General features: G+C 48.7%; 10 protein-coding genes. 4 read left to right on the plus strand and 6 right to left on the minus strand.

Going from position 1 to position 21,146, the window contains the following annotated elements; all coding sequences use genetic code 11:
• Positions 1–62: 62 nt before the first annotated feature.
• Together treY and BMW93_RS33425 are read right to left on the minus strand one after the other, a co-directional pair.
• Entirely contained in the window at positions 63–4,280 is a 4,218-nt protein-coding gene (gene treY, locus BMW93_RS33420; protein ID WP_090386887.1) for a malto-oligosyltrehalose synthase, read from the minus strand.
• Between the two features lie 69 nt (positions 4,281–4,349).
• Entirely contained in the window at positions 4,350–4,727 is a 378-nt protein-coding gene (locus BMW93_RS33425; protein WP_090386889.1) for a response regulator, read from the minus strand.
• Positions 4,728–5,188: 461 nt separating this feature from the next.
• Here BMW93_RS33425 and BMW93_RS33430 point away from each other — a divergent pair, with 461 nt between their 5' ends.
• From BMW93_RS33430 to glgB, 3 genes are read left to right on the plus strand one after another with little or no spacing between them, the layout of a single operon-like run.
• A complete protein-coding gene (locus tag BMW93_RS33430; RefSeq protein WP_090386891.1) occupies positions 5,189–7,147 on the plus strand; it encodes an alpha-1,4-glucan--maltose-1-phosphate maltosyltransferase in 1,959 nt (652 codons plus the stop codon).
• 6 nt (positions 7,148–7,153) lie between these two features.
• Complete coding sequence (gene treS, locus BMW93_RS33435) at positions 7,154–10,495, plus strand: maltose alpha-D-glucosyltransferase (protein ID WP_090386893.1); 3,342 nt, start codon at positions 7,154–7,156, stop codon at positions 10,493–10,495.
• Between the two features lie 11 nt (positions 10,496–10,506).
• Positions 10,507–12,432, plus strand: coding sequence for a 1,4-alpha-glucan branching protein GlgB (gene glgB / locus BMW93_RS33440; protein WP_090386894.1), 1,926 nt, complete (start codon positions 10,507–10,509; stop codon positions 12,430–12,432).
• A gap of 349 nt (positions 12,433–12,781) precedes the next feature.
• On the opposite strand, the gene BMW93_RS33445 is transcribed toward glgB, so the two are convergent.
• The 4 genes from BMW93_RS33445 to BMW93_RS33460 form a co-directional block, all read right to left on the minus strand.
• Positions 12,782–13,159, minus strand: coding sequence for a hypothetical protein (locus BMW93_RS33445; protein WP_090386896.1), 378 nt, complete (start codon positions 13,157–13,159; stop codon positions 12,782–12,784).
• Positions 13,160–13,273: 114 nt separating this feature from the next.
• Positions 13,274–14,377, minus strand: a complete 1,104-nt coding sequence (locus tag BMW93_RS33450; protein WP_090386898.1) for a T9SS type A sorting domain-containing protein — start codon at positions 14,375–14,377, stop codon at positions 13,274–13,276.
• A gap of 11 nt (positions 14,378–14,388) precedes the next feature.
• Positions 14,389–16,542: a hypothetical protein gene (locus BMW93_RS33455; RefSeq protein ID WP_143061773.1), complete on the minus strand. Its 2,154-nt coding sequence runs from the start codon at positions 16,540–16,542 to the stop codon at positions 14,389–14,391.
• A 464-nt stretch (positions 16,543–17,006) separates the two neighbouring features.
• Entirely contained in the window at positions 17,007–17,291 is a 285-nt protein-coding gene (locus BMW93_RS33460) for a hypothetical protein (protein ID WP_090386901.1), read from the minus strand.
• Between the two features lie 271 nt (positions 17,292–17,562).
• Here BMW93_RS33460 and BMW93_RS33465 point away from each other — a divergent pair, with 271 nt between their 5' ends.
• The gene (locus BMW93_RS33465; RefSeq protein ID WP_090386903.1) at positions 17,563–21,141 is read left to right on the plus strand and encodes a histidine kinase; all 3,579 of its coding nucleotides are present in this window, start codon (positions 17,563–17,565) and stop codon (positions 21,139–21,141) included.
• Positions 21,142–21,146 lie beyond the last annotated feature (5 nt).

Here is a 21,146-nt window from a genome sequence, read left to right on the forward strand (position 1 = left end):
CTATGCGCAAATATAGCCACAACTGCATCGGACTTTCGATTTAAACCACGGAATTTTAATGCTTACTCGCGGTTGTAGAGCAATGTAATGGACGTCAGGAATTCGGCAGCGGCGTCCGTAATCTGCCCGGGCATTAACCGCCACGACCAGTTGTTTCCGTTCGAGCCGGGCAGGTTCATTTTGGTCGTTTCATCCAGGTTCAGAATATCCTGCATGGGTAATATCGCCGTTTTCGCAACCGAGGCAAAAACCGCTTTCGCGAGCTCGGCGGCTACATTTTCTTCTGAAACCGGCTTACCCAAATAGGTTTCCAGGCGCTCCCGAATGCCCGCCGGCACCAGCTCACGGTACCAGCCTTTGGTGGTATTGTTGTCGTGCGTGCCTGTGTACGCGATGAAATTGTGCTTGTAATGATGCGGAATGTGATCGGATTGCGACATATTTTCGTCGAATGCAAATTGTAACACCTTCATCCCGGGAAGTTTAAACTTATCGCGCAGCGAATAAACCTCGGGACCGATTTCACCCAAATCTTCCGCAATGAATGGCAATTGTCCCAGCGCCGCTTCTACCGCCCGAAAAAAATCTTCGACGGGGCCTGTCTTCCATTCCCCGCGTACTGCGGTTTTCTCGCCGCCGGGTACCTGCCAGTAATTCGCAAATGCCCTGAAATGATCCAGCCGAACGAGGTCGAACAGCTCGATGTTCCGTGCCAGCCGGTCGATCCACCATTGGTACCCCTGGGATTGCAGCGCATTCCAGTTGAACACCGGCATCCCCCATAGCTGACCATCCTCGGAGAATGCATCGGGCGGAACTCCGGCAATGCCCGTGATCCTGCCGTCCTCGTCCACGCAAAACAACTCCCGGTTGGCCCATACATCGGCCGAATCGTGACTTACATAAAAAGGAATATCTCCCAACAGCTTTATTTCACGGTCGTTACAATACTGCCGGAGGTTTTTCCATTGGCTGTCGAACACATACTGCTGCCATTCGACCCGCAGTATTTGCTCTCGGTCCTCTTCTCTCAGTTTGTCGAGCGCAGCCTGCTCCCGGTTGCGGAATTCCTCGGGCCAGGTGTACCAGGGTTGGTTGTCAAACCGCTTTTTGAGGACCATGTACAGGGCAAAATCGTCCAGCCAGCTGGCATGGCCCTTGGCAAACGCATCGAACTCTGCCGAGGTTTCGCCGTGGAGTTCCTTGTAGTTCTGGAACGCGCGTTCCAGCAACACCTTTTTCCTCTCTCCCGCTGCATTGAAATCTACTGTCGGCGAATCGGGCAAATGATTTTCTTCCAAATCTTCACGGGTCAAATACCCTTCGCCCGCCAGCATTTCCGGGCTGATCAGCAACGGATTACCTGCTCTGCTCGACAATGCGCTGTACGGGGAATTACCTTGCGAAGCGTCCGTGGGATTGAGCGGCAGTATTTGCCACACTTTCTGACTGGTTTTCTCTAAAAAATCCGCGAACTGATATGCCGCCGGGCCAATGTCGCCGATCCCGAATGGCGATGCCAGCGAAGTGATATGCAGCAGCACACCCGCATTGCGATCATTTTCGACTCGCTTGCCTTGCAGGATCGCCACCGGCATACCTTTGAAAAGCTCGGCAGGTGCGAGTTTCAGTTCGAATACTTCATCGCTGCCGGTCAGCAGGTTGTTCCATTCCGGACGCAAGCTCTCCGGCAACACCACATGCGTATCCTGCCAGTCGATGTTAAAAAAATCCAGCTGCTGCTTCCGGCAGAGTATGGCTGTGTGCAATGGGACGACCGTCAGGAACACGTCGCGCTTATACCGGCGGATGAATGCCAGCAAGTGATCTTTGTAGGTACCCCGTACTTTCAGCGGAATGTATTCGCCCTGGGTGAAAAGCACCGGATTTTGCCTGCGCAACCCGAACAGCTGTTGCGTGAGCCACAGTTTTATCTGGCCGCTCCGGCGGTCTTCCCAAAGTTTTCCCTGCAAGCGGCCCGGTTCGTAGCTTTCCATTTCATCGAGCCATTCTGTACGTTTACCAAAATCAACTTTACGCCGGTTGTCGGGATCTACAAGGCTCAAATCCCACAATTCACAGCCTTGATAGACGTCGGGAATACCGGGACAAGTGAATTTCAGCGCTAACTGAGCCAGGGAATTGATTATGCCAAAATCCGCAATGGATTCGAGAAATGCCTGAAACGAGGTTGTAAATGCAGAATCCCTTTTCAGAATTTCGGCAGCGAATCCTTTTGTTTCCTGCTCATACGCTTCATTAGGCGAAGCCCAATTTGAATTTGTCTTCGCTTCTCGCAATGCCTTTTGCAGGTAATCCTCTAATCGCTCTTCAAAATCATCGGGATCCTCGCCCGGCATAGGATAAGCACCGACGATCGTTTGATAAATGAGGTATTCATCATTCGCGTCCGGCCCCTGCCCGGATTTGCGTAGTCCATTGTTTGCTACCCGCCATTCGTTTACGTTTTCGATCCATTCGTCGGCCAGGTCGGTAAGCACATTCAGCCTCGCGCGCACGTCCTCGCCGCGCTTCGTGTCATGCGTGGAGGTAGCGCTGAGGGCCATCGGCCACTCTTTGCGGCGTTTCTTCATGAATTGATGAAAGTCGGCGACCGACATACCGAACCGGTCCGGGAAATCTCCGACGTCGTTGTGGGCAATAAACCGGTTATAGGTGTACATGAGCGTATCTTCTCCGCCCTTGGCCATCAGCGGGCCTGTGAACTGCATACACCGCTGGTAAAATTGGGCTGCCCGGCGATTGTAATCCTCATCGCCCGATGCGGTTCGATGTATGAAGCATTGTTCCAGCACTTCAACCGCCGGCGAAAGGTCGAGATGATGCTTGTTGATGTCGATCAAAATGTCCTTCACTGCCTGGGCTTCCTCATCCGACAGTGGCATTGCATTGCCGTAGTACCTGTACACCGGGCAATGGATCAGGAATTCTCCGATTACCTGGCGCACAACCTCCGCGCCCAGACGGTCGAGCGTTTCCTGGTCGGCTAGTTCCAGCGAAACGAATAATTGATACAGGTTTTCAAGCTCACCCGCCATATGCCCGTAGAGCATTTCACTCTTCTTCCCCAGCAACTGTTCTCTAACCGATTGGCTATCAGTATTTAATTCACTGTAAAAGGCTGTAAATGCTTCTTCTGCCGACGAGTTTGTAAACAGGTTATTAACAACCGCCAGAAACTCGTAGCCCGTCGTCCCCTGTATCGGCCAGGAGGCGGGTAATTCTTCGTCCTCTCCCAGGATTTTCTCGGCAATTATGTAGCTATCGCTCCCAGCCTGTGCCCGAAGCTTGCTCAGATAAGCCGATGGATCAAAAAGACCGTCTATGTGATCAATACGAATACCCTGGAAAACACCTTCCTCCGTCAGCTGCCGGATGAGTGCGTGGTATTTTCCAAAAACAGTATCGTCCTGAATGTTGAGGCAAATGAGCCCGTTTACGGTAAAAAAACGCCGATAATTGATCTGTTCCTCGGTTCGCTGCCAATGGCAGGGTACGTAATTCTGCTGCTCCAACAGCACTTTGAGCATTGCCGGATCTTCATTGATCGCCGCCAATGCAGCGTCGAGCGAGCGTTTCTCTTGTTCATGGGCGTACAACGCCCGCAGCTGCATGATCCACTCGTCCCACGCCTGAGAGAATGCCGGTGCGTCTTCGATCCGGTTCATTTCTTCCAGCTGATCAAGCAATTGCGTGATTGCCTGCGATTTTTCCCCGATGTTTTGGAACAAAGAAATGTACGACCGCAGGTTAAGCGGGAAGACCTGACCGCCAAAATCCAGTGCAAACCGGTTGCCGTCGAAAAGTACTTTTACTTCCCCGGCGTCAATCATTTCTCCCGGCTCCCTGGACAGAAAGGGCGCCATCAGCTTCCCCTGAAAGAGTGCGCTATTCCAAGCGATGTCAAAATATCCCGCAAAAACCGATTGCCTACCCTTTTCCAGCACGTCCATCAGCCACGGGTTTTCGGGGTGAAAGGCCATATGATTCGGTACAATATCCTGTAACCAGCCGATCCCGGATTCACGAAGGCGTGCTGTGAGATCGTGTAACTGGTCGAGCGTACCTATTTCGGGATTGATTTTACCGGGATCAATGCCGTCGTAGCCGTGCGTACTGCCCGTCGTAGCGGCCAAAACCGGAGAAGCATAGATCGTTCCTACGCCCAGTTTGCGGAAATAGGGTATCAAATATTCGAAGTCCTGAAAAGTGAAGGCTTTATGAAATTGAAGCCGGTAGGTAGAAACTGGGTTGTTCATGTAAGCTGATGATAAGTGTATCGTCAGCCTGTTAAATATTATGCCAGCAGCCGGTCGAATTGGAGGGTATTATGCTTTGAGAAGCTCTTTCAACAGGGGTATTTCAAGGGGTTTGGACAGGAGCTGGATAATGTGGGGATTGGCTTCGGCTTGTTCGATGTCGGAAATATCGACGGTAGACGAAATCATAAACAGGCGGATCCGCTTTCGGACCGCTTCCGGTAACACGCCATATTGTTCTGTGAATTCGAAACCGTTAAGCCCCGGCATCTGAAGATCGAGCAGGATCACCGTTTCAGGTATATTCACATCCTGGTCACGGAGATGGTCTATTGCCTGCTGCGCCGAACTGAACGTCCTTACCGTATCGGTCAAACCGCTTTTCAGCAGCAGTTTTTCCTGGGTAAACTGATCGAAAACACTGTCGTCTACGATGATAAATTCCATTTTAAATCAAGAGAAGGGTACAGGAAATCACACCAACAACCTACGCCAACCGTATTTTTCCTACCTCTCCAATTTTAGTTTGTAGAAATAGTTGTCGTAAATAAGCTACAAAGGTTTTAAATCTAACTGATAAATCGGCAAATAGGACCTAATACTTTTGTCTGGTCGCGAAATTAGTACAAATGCGGTCACTAATGCCGGGCAGTACAATCATTTACCCCGTGAGCGGTCACTGCCTTGCTTCTTCGTCGGCCAGTTGATGGCCATCGTTGAGTGGTGAGATCTGATGGAAGTGGGCTACTGAATGTAAAAGTTACTGAATAGTTTCTTTACTCCCAAGTTAAAATCCCGATTTCGATCCAACGCAAGTACCCGGAACTTACCGGCATTCCCTCTCACTTGGCACGATTTTCATTACCATTCCGGACATTCATCATACTACAACTAAAAATCCGTTGACAATGAGCACACTGGACGGAAGAAAGCGCGTGGTGATCAGCAACGTCAGGCCGCAGGTTGAAGAAGGACGGTACCCTGCAAAAAGGGTAATAGGCGAAAGCGTGACGTTTTCAGCCGATATCATCGCCGACGGGCACGATGCGGTGGCGGCAAGTGTGATCTTCCGCCACGGATCTGAACAACACTGGCAGGATATACCCATGGCGCACACTGGCAACGACCATTGGTACGCCACATGGACGCCCGAGCGCGAAGGCTTTTACGAATATCGCTTTACCGGTTGGGTTGATCATTTTACGACCTGGAAAAAAGGTCTGGTCAAAAAATTCGATGCGAACCAGGATATTGCCGTTGAGTTACGGATAGGCGCCGGTATTTTGCAGGAGGCTTCCGCTTTGGCAGCCAAAGATTACCTGCCTGCATTCGAAAGGTGGATTGCCGCATTGGGAAATCCATCCAGCCCGCAGGAGGCGGTGGACCTTGCGCTCAGCGATGCCCTGGCCGAGGCCATGTCCCAGATCCGTTACACCGACCGTATCAGCGTTTTTGACCAGACCTTTCGCCTGGAAGTGGAGCGCAAAAAGGCAGGTTTCAGCACCTGGTATGAGCTTTTTCCCCGTTCGGCCGCCGAAGGCCCCGGCCAGCACGGCACATTCCGCGATGTAATCAAACTGTTGCCGAAAATCGCCAAAATGGGTTTCGACACGTTGTATTTCCCGCCCATTCACCCGATCGGTGAAATGAAACGGAAGGGGAAAAACAATTCGCTGGTTCCCGCTTCCACCGATCCGGGCTCACCCTGGGCAATCGGCAACCGGCTTGGCGGGCACAAATCGGTGCATCCTGAGCTTGGTACCATCAAAGATTTTACCGGGCTCGTCGCACAGGCAAAGGAACTCGGCATTGAAATCGCGATGGACATCGCGTACCAGTGCGCGCCCGACCACCCGTATGTGAAGGATCACCCGCAGTGGTTCAAGTGGCGTCCCGACGGCACGGTGCAATACGCCGAGAATCCGCCCAAAAAGTATGAGGATATTCTTCCATTTGATTTTGAAACACATGACTGGCAAAATCTTTGGAATGAACTGAAAAGTGTCATCGATTTCTGGATCGGCCAGGGCGTCGATGTGTTCCGGATCGACAATCCGCATACCAAGGCGTTTCCCTTCTGGGAATGGATGATAGCCGAAGTCAGGAAGGTAAACCCGCAAGTGATCTTTCTTGCGGAGGCATTCACACGTCCGCGCGTGATGGAACGGCTGGGCAAAATCGGTTTCAATCAATCCTACACCTATTTCACCTGGCGGAACAGTAAATGGGAGCTGGAACAATACCTGTACGAACTTACCAAAACCGACCAGCAATACTATTTCCGTCCTAATTTCTGGCCTAATACACCCGATATCCTGCCCCACCATCTCGTGGAAGGCGGCGAGAATGCGCACATTATCCGGTTCATTCTGGCAGCAACCCTTTCTTCTAATTATGGATTATATGGCCCTGTGTATGAATACGGTATCAATACGCCGCACCCGGGGAAGGAGGAGTATACCGACAACGAAAAGTACGAGATCAAGCATTGGGATTGGGATCGTTACAGCCGCACCCGCGAGATCATTACCCGCGTAAATCGCATTAGGAAGGCCTATTCCGCATTGCAGTCGACCTGGAATATCGATTTTAATGAAACCAATAATGACCGGGTGATCAGCTACACCAAGCTGGCGCCGGAGGGAGGCGAATCGCTGATCATAGCTGTCAACCTGGACCATTACCACACTCAGGGTGCATACATTAAGGTCCCGCTGCACCGGCTCGGGATCGGGTACGACGAGCCGTACCTCATCCGCGACATGCTGAGCGGGGAAAAATACAAATGGCGCGGGGAGTACAACTATGTACAGATGAATCCCTTCGAAATGCCGGCCCACATTCTGAAAGTTGAACGATTGAACTGAGAGCACATGGAATACAGGAAAGGAATGCCCGAGAAAAATTTGCATTGGTACAAGGATGCAGTTATTTATGAATTACATATCAAAGCCTTCAAAGACGGCAACTGCGACGGGATCGGCGATTTTCAGGGTCTGATGCAGCAACTGGATTATCTTCAGGACCTGGGCGTAACGGCCATCTGGCTACTGCCCTTTTACCCGTCTCCCCTCCGCGACGACGGGTACGATATTGCTGATTACTACACCATTAACCCGTCGTACGGCGATATTCAGGAGTTTAAAACCTTCCTGCGCGAGGCGCATAAGCGAGGGTTGAAAGTGATCACCGAACTGGTGATCAACCATACTTCCGACCAACACCCGTGGTTTCAGCGGGCACGACGCGCACCGAAAGGCTCGGCTTACCGGAATTTTTATGTCTGGACCGACGATCCGAAGCAGTTCAAAGACGCGCGGATTATTTTCCAGGATTATGAAAAATCAAACTGGACCTGGGACAATGAGGCCGAGCAGTACTACTGGCACCGGTTCTTCCACCACCAGCCCGATTTGAATTATGATAGTCAGGACGTGCAGGATGAGATTTTCAAGATCATCAATTTCTGGTGCAAAATGGGCGTGGACGGCTTCCGGCTTGACGCGGTCCCCTATTTGTTTGAAAGAGACGGGACCAACTGCGAGAACCTTCCAGAGACACATGCCTATTTGAAAAAACTCCGCAAATACGTCGACGACCGCTACCCGGGCACGTTGCTGCTCGCTGAGGCCAATATGTGGCCCGAGGATTCGGCCGCCTATTTCGGGGATGGGGATGAATGCCAGATGAACTACCATTTTCCGATCATGCCGCGGATGTTTATGTCGCTCCAAATGGAGGACCGTTACCCGCTTACCGACATTTTCGACCAAACTCCGGCCATTCCCGACAACTGCCAATGGGGGATTTTCCTCCGAAACCACGATGAGCTGACGCTTGAAATGGTGACCGATGAGGAGCGTGACTATATGTATAAGGTGTATGTCAAAGATCCGAAAGCGCGGATCAACCTCGGTATCCGGCACCGGCTCGCCCCATTGATGGAAAACAACCGAAAAAAAATCGAACTGCTGAACAGTTTGCTATTCACATTTCCCGGCACGCCGATTATCTATTACGGCGATGAGATCGGAATGGGCGACAATTTCTACCTGGGCGACCGCGACGGCGTGCGCACTCCCATGCAATGGTCACCCGACCGTAATGCGGGGTTTTCCCAGGCAAACCCACAGCGTTTGTACCTCCCGCTGATCCTCGATCCGCAATACCATTACGAATCGGTGAATGTCGAATTGCAGTCTCGGAACTCTTCGTCTTTGCTATGGTGGATGCGGCGTGCCATCAGTGTCCGTAAAAAGTACAAGGCATTCAGCCGTGGCGATATCAAATTTCTGAACCACGAAAATGCGAAAGTGCTCGCATTTACCCGAACCTACGAAGACGAGACGATGCTGGTACTCGCCAACCTTTCGAGGTTTCCGCAGCCGGTGGAGCTCGATCTGGATCAATACAAAGGATTCCAGCCGGTGGAAATTTATAGTAAAAATAAATTCCCAGGCGTGAAGGATAACACCGCTTACTTTTTCACATTGGAAGCTTATGGCTGCCAGTGCTTCTTAATGCAAAAAACTCATCCTGAAATCGATGAGAATGCCGAGCTGCCATTAATTAAGCTCGAAAAGTGGAAAGACCTGCTGGAACCGGCCGTCATCGACACGCTTGAAACGGTAATTTTACCTTCCTACCTGATGAAAATGCGTTGGTTTGGAGGAAAAGGCAAAGGCCTGGATAAGGTTAGCATCGTTTCGCATGCAAGCATTCCGCTGGGCGACAATCCGCCATGCTATTTGTTCCTGCTGGAAATCTCCTACCAAAATGATCTGCCTGAAATGTACCAGCTTCCCGTAGCATTTGGGAAAGTGCCGTTTGCATTTAATGTCCGGGAGAATTGCCCCCAGGCTGTATTGGCGCGCATTCAGATCAATGGCGAGGAAGAAGGCGTGTTGTTCGATGCTATTTATGGTCTCGAACTTCAACAGGCATTGATCCAGAATATGGCGGGCAACGAGCGGCTTAATGCCAAAGACAGCCAGATCCATTTTTCCGGCCATCGGCAGCTTGCCCAGCATGTGAGGGAAACCGATCGCATTAAGCCGCGTGTGCTTTCGGGCGAGCAGAGCAACACGTCCATCACCTATGACGGGAAGTATTTTTTCAAACTCTACCGGAAAGTCGACAGGGCAATTAACCCGGATGTGGAAATCACGCAATATCTGACCAATAAGGCCCGATTCAAGAATATCCCGGCGTACATAGGGGCTATTGAATGGAAATATAAAAATGATTCGATGGTGCTCGGCATGATGCAGGAAATGGTGAGCAACGCGACCGACGCCTGGGCCAATATGCTCGACAGGCTGGATAGTTTCAACGAAAAAGTCCTTTCTGCAACCGGCCTTGAACTTCCGAAAGAGCTTCGCGGAACGCTTACCGATCCGGTGAGTTATGAAGAGATCCCGGAAATGATGAAAGAATTGCTCGACGTGCATACTGCCGAACACGCGCGTCTTCTGGGCGTCCGTACCGCCGAAATGCACCTTGCATTGTCGAAAGAAAAGGATAATCCGGATTTTAAACCGGAAGAATTCTCGCTGCATTACCAGCGTTCGGTGTATTCGTCGCTGCAATCGCTCGTGCGTGTGGCGTTTCAGAGCCTGAACCGGAACCTTAAAAAACTCGATCCGGAAACACGGCAATCCGCGGAGCAGGTAATGCAGTCACGGGAAGAGATATTGACGGAGCTCAAAAAAGTGTACAGCCACAAGATCGACACGGCCAAAATCCGTATTCATGGCGACTACCACCTTGGGCAGGTGCTATTCACCGGCAAGGATTTCGTGCTTCTGGACTTCGAGGGCGAGCCCGCGCGGAGTTACAGCGAACGAAGATTGAAACGCTCGGCACTGCGCGACGTCGCCGGTATGCTGCGATCTTTCCATTACGCGGCACACGGCAGTCTGTACCTCGACAACCAGATCCGACCGGAAGATGTGAACAAACTGCTTCCTTTTGTGGAGCAATGGTATCACTACATGAGCGGCTTTTTCATGAAAGCATACCTGGAAACCGTCGGCGAAAGTCCGATCATCCCGCATCATAAAGCCGATCTGGAAACACTTTTGAGAACATTCTTGCTTCAAAAAGCCATTTACGAGCTCAATTACGAAGTAAACAACAGGCCATCGTGGGTAATGGTGCCGCTCAGGGGCATCCGGGCCATTCTCGACAAAACGGAGGCTGGTGCGATGGTTTAACAATCGGAATTATGACGCAACAAAAGGAAAAGCAATCGTTGCTGACCGGCTACGACATCGACCTGTTCCGATCCGGTAAGCATTATCATATTTACAACAAACTCGGCGCGCATACCCGCACCGACGGTGACTCGCAGGAAACGCATTTTGCCGTTTGGGCACCGAATGCGGCAGAAGTGTCCGTGATCGGCAACTTCAACGGTTGGACGCGCGACGCGCACCCACTTTCGCCCCGCAAAGATGGCGCGGGAATTTGGGAAGGCGCGGTTCCCAACCTCGGCAGCGGGGAGCTTTACAAATATTTTATACGGTCGAACAATGGCTACGCGGTCGAAAAGGGTGATCCGTATGCCGTTTACTGGGAAACTCCCCCCCGCACCGCGTCGGTGGTGTGGAACCTTGATTTCGAATGGAGTGACGCGGGATGGCTTGAAAAACGGAAGTCACCGGCATTGAATGGCCCTATTTCGATTTATGAACTGCATATCGGTTCGTGGCGACGGGTGCATGAAGAGGAAGGGCGCTGGATGACTTACCGCGAACTTGCGCAGGAGCTTCCGGAATATTGCCGCTTTATGGGTTTTACGCATGTGGAATTCCTGCCGGTGATGGAACACCCGTTTTACGGCTCGTGGGGATACCAGGTTACCGGCTATTTCGCACCGACGAGTCGCTACGGTACGCCTCAGGATTTTATGTTCCTTGTTAATGCACTTCACGAAGCTGGTATCGGCGTCATACTCGATTGGGTACCCTCTCATTTTCCCGCCGACGAACACGGGCTGGGGTATTTCGACGGATCACATTTATACGAACACGCCGATCCGCGCCAGGGCTTCCATCCCGACTGGCAAAGCGCCATTTTCAACTACGGTCGGCACGAAGTGCAGAGCTTCCTCATTTCCAACGCCCTTTACTGGCTCGACAAATACCATATCGACGGCTTGCGCGTCGATGCCGTCGCGTCGATGCTCTACCTTGACTATTCCCGGAAGGAAGGCGAATGGATCCCGAACCGGTATGGCGGTCGTGAAAACCTGGAAGCCATCGATTTTTTGCGGGAATTCAACACGGCTGTCCACCAATCGTTCCCGGATGTACTTACCATTGCCGAAGAATCGACCGCGTGGCCGGGTGTGACGCACCCCATAAGCAGCGGCGGCCTCGGCTTTGATCTGAAATGGATGATGGGCTGGATGCACGATTCCCTGTCTTACTTTCAGAAGGAGGCTGTTTATCGTTCGTACCACCAGGAGCAACTATCGTTCAGCCTGCATTATGCGTTCTCGGAGCGCTTTGTGTTGCCACTTTCGCACGACGAGGTGGTTCACGGGAAACGCTCACTGCACCATAAAATGCCGGGAGACGAGTGGCAACAGTTCGCGAACCTGCGCCTGTTGTACGCGTACATGTACGGACACCCGGGCGCGAAATTGCTATTTATGGGTGGAGAATTCGGCCAGAATCACGAGTGGCGGCATGATTACAGCCTGGACTGGAATGAAAACCAGCAGCCGCTGCACGAAGGCATTCAAAAGTTGGTTAAAGACCTTAACGCATTCTACGCTACCGAGGCCGCATTACATGAAAGAAACTTTTCCGGCGAAAGTTTCGAATGGATTGATCATCAGGACGCAACCAACAGTGTGCTGGCGTGGATCAGAAAAGGTATTTCACCATCTGACCAATTGCTCTTTGTTGCCAATTTCACACCGGTAGTGCGGGAGAACTATCGGATAGGTGTTTCGAAGCCTGGATATTACGAAGAAATTTTCAACAGCGATAATCTCCGGTACGGCGGGTCAGATATTCTCAATCTGGAAGAAATCGAAAGTTACCCCATTCCCAAACATGGCCGCATGCATTCCATACCTTTGACATTACCGCCATTGGGTGTAATTGTTTTAAAATACAAGAGCGAATTTGAATGGTTATAATTCAAAATATAGCCATTAACAAAGGGGTCATAAAAAAATATTCCGAACAGCCAAGCGGCGTCCGGAATACACACTATACACACACTATAAACTGTAACTAGCTGATCGCTAAAAATATTTGATCCTGTTTCGCAGCACGATCAGATAGAACAGCCCAAACCAACGCTGAATCAACCGTTTCATATATATATGTAGATACTAGTTGAGTATAAGGTAAATGAACAAGGGTGCGCTGGTTTAGATCTTAATAAATAGGCTTTGGCTTCGAGTTGTACAGGTTAACTGCAACGATGGATGTTAGTGCCGTTATTACCAAACCTATTAATAGTAATTTTTTCATAAATCAGTTTTATTTTTTAATTAGCTTCAAAGTGTCGGCACCTTCTAAATCAAATAAAATCTCATTACAAGAGCGACTCATTATTGAAAATTGATACTTCACTTGCGTTCCGTTGGATAATTCTCCCTCTACATACAACGAATCATTTTCAACTTTCCAATAGTCTTCCGACTTCAAATATGTCCCAAAAAGCAACCCTCTACTTTCCTTGAAATCACCGTTTTTCTCGAATGTAATTTCCTGTGGGGTGCTGTGCTCAGATACCAATTCCGCATTCCAATTTCCAATAATCTGATCAGCTAATGGCGGTGGAACACATTCTTTGTCATGCCCGCAAGCCCCCGCAAATATTGTTATAAAAGCTACCCTCAAAGTTCTGACCTTCATCGATAGAAAAATTAGTGTTTACGAAAACAACTCAGTGACGGCGTGGCGCTCAAAGTGAGCACTAAGGCGCACACGCCATCAACCTGAGCTTACCACACACACTGTCATCTATGGCTATCGACTGATAACAATTTGATAACCATTAGACTGTCCGCTTCTACGAGACAGTTTCACTACATAGGTTCCGGATGGCAGATTCTTCACACTGACTTCCTTCACCGGCACTGACGGTGATGTATATACTTCAACGCCTTGTGCATTGTATATTTTAATGTTCGATACGCTTTGCCAGTCCGCAGCGGATTTGAAATTCAACTTGTCGCTCACCGGATTGGGAAACAAAGTGTACCCTGCTTTCAAATCGAATTCCACATCCCTGATTTTGCTGAGAGCGAAGGTGCCGTCTTTATCGATCATTTTTAGACGGTAGTAGTTCCTTCCTCCCATCGGACTTTCATCTACCGCCGAATAGTGAGCTTCAACTGAACTTTCTCCCTTGGCTGGTACAGAGATCAATTTTTCCCAGTTTTTGCCGTCTCCACTACGTTGTACTTCGAGATAATCGCTGTTGGACTCTTCTGACGTTGACCAAGCCAGTGTTGCTTTGTCGCCTTCACGAGCGGTGGAGAAATCAATTAGTTTGACTGGGAGGGCTACATCTGCTGTGCCAACTATTCGCTTTCTTTGGATTGTTAATTCCAAATTAGTCCAGAAAGCAGTATAGGATGTTCCGTCAAATGGCCTCACCGTAACTTTGGCTGTCGGTGGTACCGAACCTGAAAAGTTCATCGTGCCAGTTCCTAATACAATCCCTTCGTCTCCCGCCGGAATATCATTTTGACTCGTCCTTGTGAGATTAAAGCTAAATCCAGCCCAGTTGCCAGGTTTTGGGTTTTGATTTGGAGGTGGATTTTTCGAAAGTGCGCCGCCGCTCGAATATGTGGAATTAAAGATATAGTTTGTACTCGAAATTATTATCCCTACTGGTAACTCTATATCAGACCGGAGGTTCATGTATTGCCAATTACTGCTGTCGGGTATCGCCGTGTCGTAATTTTGACCTCTTATTGCCCGCACATCGAAAGTTAAGCTTGTCTTACTAGCATTGAACTTGCCATTCTCATAAACTATCTGTACCGTCGTCTGCGCGTTCGAAATGTTATAAAGGCCGAGGATGACAGACAGAAATGTTATCCATTTTCTAGAAGTTCTGATCATAGTGTAAGTGTTTAATAGTTAATTAATGTGGAATAAATGTCTTGGTAAAAACTTGCATTGAATAAAGATCCGTCAACCCCATCTACGAAACCGTCCATATTGATATCTGCCCGGTCGTATGTGCCAAACACATCGCTTTTGAATTGTACGCTGAAGAAACTTCCGTCCGTCCCGTCTACAATGAAGTCCTGGCTAGCATTCAAGTCACCCGCACGCATGCACCAAATACCATTTTGCAAAATCATTTGATTAGGCGAATTAAATTGATTTGAAGCTTGTGACAATGCAGTAGTGAAATCGTAATTAATTATCGAACCCGCGATGAAACTCTGAATCGGGTTGCTCATGATTGCCAGGTGATTACGATACTTAACAACCAATCTCACAGAACCAGATTGCGGATTAAATGTTGCCGGTTGTCCATTCCGGTTAACTATACTTCCATCCGGTTTAAGCAAGAGACTTTGCGCTTGCAACACTGTTTGAGGAGATGAACCACTGCGAACCTCTACCCAAACCCAATCCACGACTTCGCCAACAGGCCCTGCGGCATTGTTAATACTCGGATAGGCGCTTGAAGCCGTGTATGGTGAGGTTGTGGGAAGAAGTCCAGTCCCTCCATAGGTCTGCAAACCATTTTTCATTTTGACGCCTGCATCCGGCATAGCACCTTGCAGCGCAACTTTAAGGCTAAGCACAACATTGCTCAAACAAGGGTTGATTGTAACCTTAACCTGTGCGGTAGAATTATCCGTGTTATAACAACCCGCCCCGGAAGAGTCATAAATGAACGCGTAGTAAGTTCCTGGTCCGACAGTGTTAGGGTTACTTATGACAGGCGCCGTGTGGGTTGGGTTGTTGAACCAAACGATTTGAGTATTAGGAGGAACGTTGGCATTGAGAGTGGTCGTCGTTAAGTCGGCTGTCGCCATGGGACAGCTATTCATGATGGCGGCAGGTTGTACGGTTACTTGGTCGGTTCCAGCTTGGCAGCAGGGGCTTTCGAATGAAACCGTTACGGAAGAGGTAGACATGTCTGTTGAATAACATCCGAATTCATCACTGTAAAAGAATGCGTAGTATTTGCCAGGCGTCTTCACAACACCGTTTGCTATCGGCGGACCCTGATGACTGTTATTGGGAAACCACCTTACCCGACTGGAATCTGCCGATGTTGCCAGCTTAGACTTAAGGGTATAGGTAGTTTTTGGACACTCGACGGCAACTACTGCACCCAAGTTTAATGGAACTTGTTGAGGGACGTAGGTTATATTAGCCTCCGCAGTAGACTTATCACTAGGGCCAAGCGAATAACAGTCATTGGCATTGTTATAGTAAAATGCCTTATATGAGTTTGCACTTGGTCCGGCATGCTGTACGGCATACGCTCCCAATTTGTTGCCGGATGGGTAGCCGGATAACTGCCAAACTACATCAGCGCCAACTGGCCACGGAAGCTTTACGAGTAAGTCCAAGTTCTGTGTCTGACATGGATACATGAATTGTACATTCGCCTTGTAAAGGTCGACCTGTTTTCCCGCCGGCAAGATGCAGTCCAATGGCCTTTGCGCGATATCGAAATTAACCATTCCACTGCCGACAGTTGTGTTGCCAGACAAAATAAATGTCGTTTCCTCCGTCGTCGGGGTAAATTCTACGTAGGTTTGCATCCACGTATTCTTTGCTCCCGTCAGATCAATTGTTGAAGTAAGCAGGTTAACCGCGCTATTTGATGGCTGTATCTCCAACACAGCCTCTGAGCCAAATGTGGTTGATAACAGCCTGGACGCCATTACCGCAAAATGCATTTTATATTTTTGCCCCGGAATAAACTGGGTCACTGTAAATTTGACCTTTGAATCGACATTTGGACCACTTATTAAAGTGAGGAAATTCTTGGTAGAGTAATTCACTGCACCGGAGTTTTGACTACTAGGTGGTGGTGGTAAAACAACATCGTTAAGACTCGAATTTTTCCATTTTAATAATGTGCCACCGTAGTAATTTATATCTGACACATCTGGTGTTCCCGAGACGATAACATATTTATTTGAAGGAACACAGTTACTACATGACGATCCTGCTCCTGTCTCAGGAAATACCTGTCCAAAAGAGGCAACAATGGATAGGATTGAAAATAGTAAAAATAGTAATACATTTTTCATAACGTTCGTGTGTTGAATTTGGAACAATTGATTAATTGAATTCGCTACTTGATTTTGTGCAGATTGGCATCTAAGAATCTCCTTCTAAAAAATTGATGATTCAAATTTAGGCCTGTGATTTCGCTCAAAAAGAATCCGATGAGTGTCTGGTAGGTATCAAAAAACGATCGGGTGAATTAGAATAAGCGGTTTGTAGCAACCGTAAATAGTTGACAATAATTATAAATATATCAATAGCCGATAGGATTATTTATATTAATCAATAGTTCACAATTTTGGCCATGGGTTTTGCCTTTCATTTATTTGGTGTCGTTTTAATTCCGTAGCCTGAATACGATTCGGAATAGTGGTGCTAACCGCTTTATTGCTGTATAAAAAAGACCGGAGCAAATGTGCTCCGGTCTGCGCTCGTACCTACAATACTATATAGATCTCCCAGCCACTCGCAATCAGTTTTCAAAAACTCAATTCCAGTCGGGACGGAAAATAATAATGAGTATGATAAAGATGGCTGTGATGATGACCGGCACCGCCATTACCCAGGCGAGGATGGATGCGGTTGTAAGGTTACCTATATATATGTAGTACAACGAGGCAATCGTGGCGACGCCGATCGAAGCCAGTACCATCCAGAAATAGTGCCTGGGCTCCTCCGGTTCTTTCTTCGTTATTATATAGTATAAGTAGTAGCCGCCCACTGCCAGTAATGCGGCACAATTTATTAGGAGGCCTGTCAGATAGAGTCCCATGATAATGGTCAATTTTTGATGAATAGTAGGTTACCACCGGTGTCTTAAGCAAAGTTATCCGGCCTGTGAGGTAATAAAAATGGGATGTGTTAACGGCGAGCTATCAATGATTGAATGGTCAAACTAGTTAGGTCGCATCCAGGGGTAACAGAAGGCTGGCGTCTATCCTCCATTTCCGTTAATCAATCCGTGTCAGCCTTTCGTTCATCAATATTTACTTTGATTTTCCTTATGCCTACCTTACACGATCAGCAGAAAATTTATCCGGTACATGCTTCGTTATCAGGTCTTTTGGCTCCTTTGCTTTCTTTGGCCGCTTGCGTCCAGGGCTCAGTTCATTTTCCAGAATCTAAAAGAGGAAGACGGGCTCAGCTCAAAGGATGTGCGTTGCCTGTATAGGGACACCGACGGTTTCCTATGGATGGGGGCCACTAACGGCCTCAACCGTTACGACGGCGAGCTGGTGAAGCATTATGAGGATTTGAAAAGTATCAAAAACATGGAGATCAACGACATCTATCCTATCGATGGATCGAAGAATCTCCTCATCGCCACCTCCGTGGGACTTAAACTTTTTAACAAGTCAAGCGGCAGCTACCAGAACGACAGCCGGTTTGATATCCTTGCCGGTAAAACCGTCATTTCCATCAGAGCCGATGCATACCGGCGCCTCTGGATTGCCTGCGCGTCGGCGATTTACATTTATGATAATCAGAAACTCAGCCCACTTGCCGATGCGCTGCCCTGGACGAAACCACTTTTGAATCATGACTTTTCGTTTGCTCCACGCAGCGCCTTTGTTTGGGACGAACAGCGAATGGGGTTTTGGATAGGCGGGCGCAAGAGCTATTTTGTTGACTGCAAAAATCATGTTGTATACGATAGCACTTTCAATCCACGTCGTTTTCCATTGCTTAAAACGAAGCTGATTACCGCAATTGCCATCGACAGGCGACATAATATATGGTATGCAACGGAAGAGGATTTATCGCTCCATTACTGGGACGCAAAGACAGGGGCTGACAGCACTTATCGCGACCTGGATGGCAGGGTGCCTACCGACCGGATCAGTTATCTGTTTGTGGATGCCCAGGACAGGCTATGGATTTCCACCTGGATGTTTGCAGCATATGTGAAAGAATCCCGTAAAGCAATCCGAAAAATCCCTTACAGCCAGGACACACCTTACTCGATCGCCTATGGTTACATTCAACATGCCATTCAGGATGTCGAGAACGACATTTGGTTTGCGACCAACAATGGACTGAGCAAATTGATTTCCAACAATCCGTTTCAGTATATATATAAGGTACCCAGCTACAAGTATTTTCTGGAAACAGGCTTTTCGCCCATCGGTTCGCTTAGCAAGAGCGGTGACACCATTTTTGCCGCTAAGGAGGATGGTCTCGTTGAATTTCATATAAGTACCGGAAAATTCATCAGGCACGTCGCAGCCGCCGATAATATTTCGCGGAACAAGTTTTATGGCTCGGTAAAAATCGGGAACACGTGGTGGTTTGCCGGTAGTGAGGGTCTGTACTACTTAAAAATCGGGGAGAAAAGCATTCATCGCTTCACGGGCCTCCAAAGCAAGGGACCATCTGCCCGTTGTAATCTTTTGATAAAAGACCGCTCTGAAAATCTCTGGTTTCAGATTAACAAAGACGCATTATACCGGTTGGACACCAAAACGTATAAACTAGACCGCTTTGACGGGACTAGTGCGAAATATGGCATTTTCCAGTATCGCGAGTGCCAAAGTTCGTGCTTGCTCGATAACGGAGATCTTCTCTTTGCGATGAATGGGCAGGGACTTCTCCGGTTTTCGGAAAAAACCCAACATTTCGACTCGCTACCAGTCCGTGAGAGTAACAACTTTTATGTTACTCAGCTGATAGAGGATCCTGCCGGCGACATTTGGGCTGCTATTTTTAAGAGAGGTTTATACAAAATGAACTGGCAAGGCGCTTTTACAGACAGTCTTTACCTGAAAAACAGCCTGATGACCAACTACATTGCCACCTTGGCGGTTGACCGTCGCGGGGTAATCTGGGCAGGCGGGCCGGGAGGGCTCATATTTTTCCCGCCGGACTCAAAAAAGGTTACACGTGTTCAGATTGACCTCGGCAAGACATTGCAGGACTGGTGGAATTATATCCTTGTAGCTCCTGATAACATCTATGCTGCGATGCTCGATCACATCGTAGTCATTGATCCCATGAAATTTAATCGTATCGCGGTGCGAAACCCGCCGCACATTACATCTGTACGGGTTTTTGAAAAGGAAATTTCCGATTCCCCTCCCCTGTCGCTCGTCATGGGTCCTGATGAAGACTTTATCACCTTTCAATTTGCGTCGCTAAAACACCGGGATATACCATCGTTGCAATACAGCTATCAACTGGAAGGGATCGATGAAAATTGGGTTAATGCGGGCAGGGCCATGAGTGTCAGCTACAACAGTCTGGCGGCTGGCGATTATGTATTCAAGGTTCGCAGCACGGATCAAAATGACTTGTGGATGAACGAAATCACGAAATTAAAAATCAGGATCACACCTTACTGGTGGCAAACCTGGTGGTTCTTTATCCTGGTATGTTGTGTTTCCGGCGCATTTCTTTACCTGACATTTAATGGCTATCTGAACCGAAAACATAAACGCGAGCTGGCGAAGACGATCGAATACTTTCTGAACTCGGTATATGGCGAAAATTCCGTAAGTGAAATCTGCTGGGACATTGTCCGCAGCTGCACTGCCCAGTTACATTTCGAGGACTGCACCGTGTTTCTTTGGGATGAAGGCAAACAAAAATTGATTCAAAAAGCCGTTTATGGTTCAAAGGATCTGATTGAAAACGAAATTACAGACCCATTAGAGCTGGAATTGGGAGAAGGCATCGTAGGGGTAGCTGCCAGGATTAAGAAAACGCTGATCATCCCGGACACCTCGCTCGATTCCCGTTACATCCGGCAGGATGCCAACAAGTTCTCCGAAATTGCCGTCCCGATCCTGCATGAGGGAAAGCTCATCGGCGTGCTGGATTCGGAGCATACCAAGAAAAATTTCTTCACTGAGGAGCAAGCCCACACATTGTTAACGATCGCATCCATCAATGCCAACAAAATCGCCGAGGCCCAAGCGGAAGAGGAGGCTGCGAAAAAAGAAATCATGCTGCTGGAAATCAACAGGATGCTGGCAGAGAGTCAACTGATGGCGCTTCGTGCGCAGATGAACCCCCACTTTGTATTCAACTGCCTCAATAGCATTCAGGAATGCATTGTCACGCAGAAATATACCGAGGCTAGCAAGTATCTTAATAAATTTTCGAAGCTGTTCCGGATGGTGCTTAATAATTCGGACCGGAACCTGGTGACGATCGAGGAGGAGAAAAATGTGCTGGAACTGTATCTGGAACTCGAAAAAATGCGGTTCGAACAAAGCTTTGTGTACTGCATCGATATCGACGAGGAACTGGAAGCAGACGATATTCTGCTGCCGTCGATGCTATTACAGCCGTATGTCGAAAATGCCATTTGGCATGGGCTGATGCATAAGGAGGGCTACCGCGAATTGAAAATCTCCTTTGACCGCGTCGACGAGGAAATTTTCAAATGCACGATCGATGACAACGGGATCGGGCGAAAAAAATCTTTTGAAATCAGGGAACGCAATACCACTACCAGGCGCCATAAGTCCAAAGGACTACAAATCGCCAAGGACCGCCTCACCCTGATCGACCGGCAGGGAAAGCACGCCTCTGTTGAAATCGTCGATAAATATGATCCGAACGATGTTGCAACCGGTACCATGATCGTGATTGAACTCTCGACGTCACTGGACGATATTTGAAAACG

The organism is Dyadobacter sp. SG02 (assembly GCF_900109045.1).
Taxonomy (GTDB): Bacteria; Bacteroidota; Bacteroidia; order Cytophagales; family Spirosomataceae; genus Dyadobacter.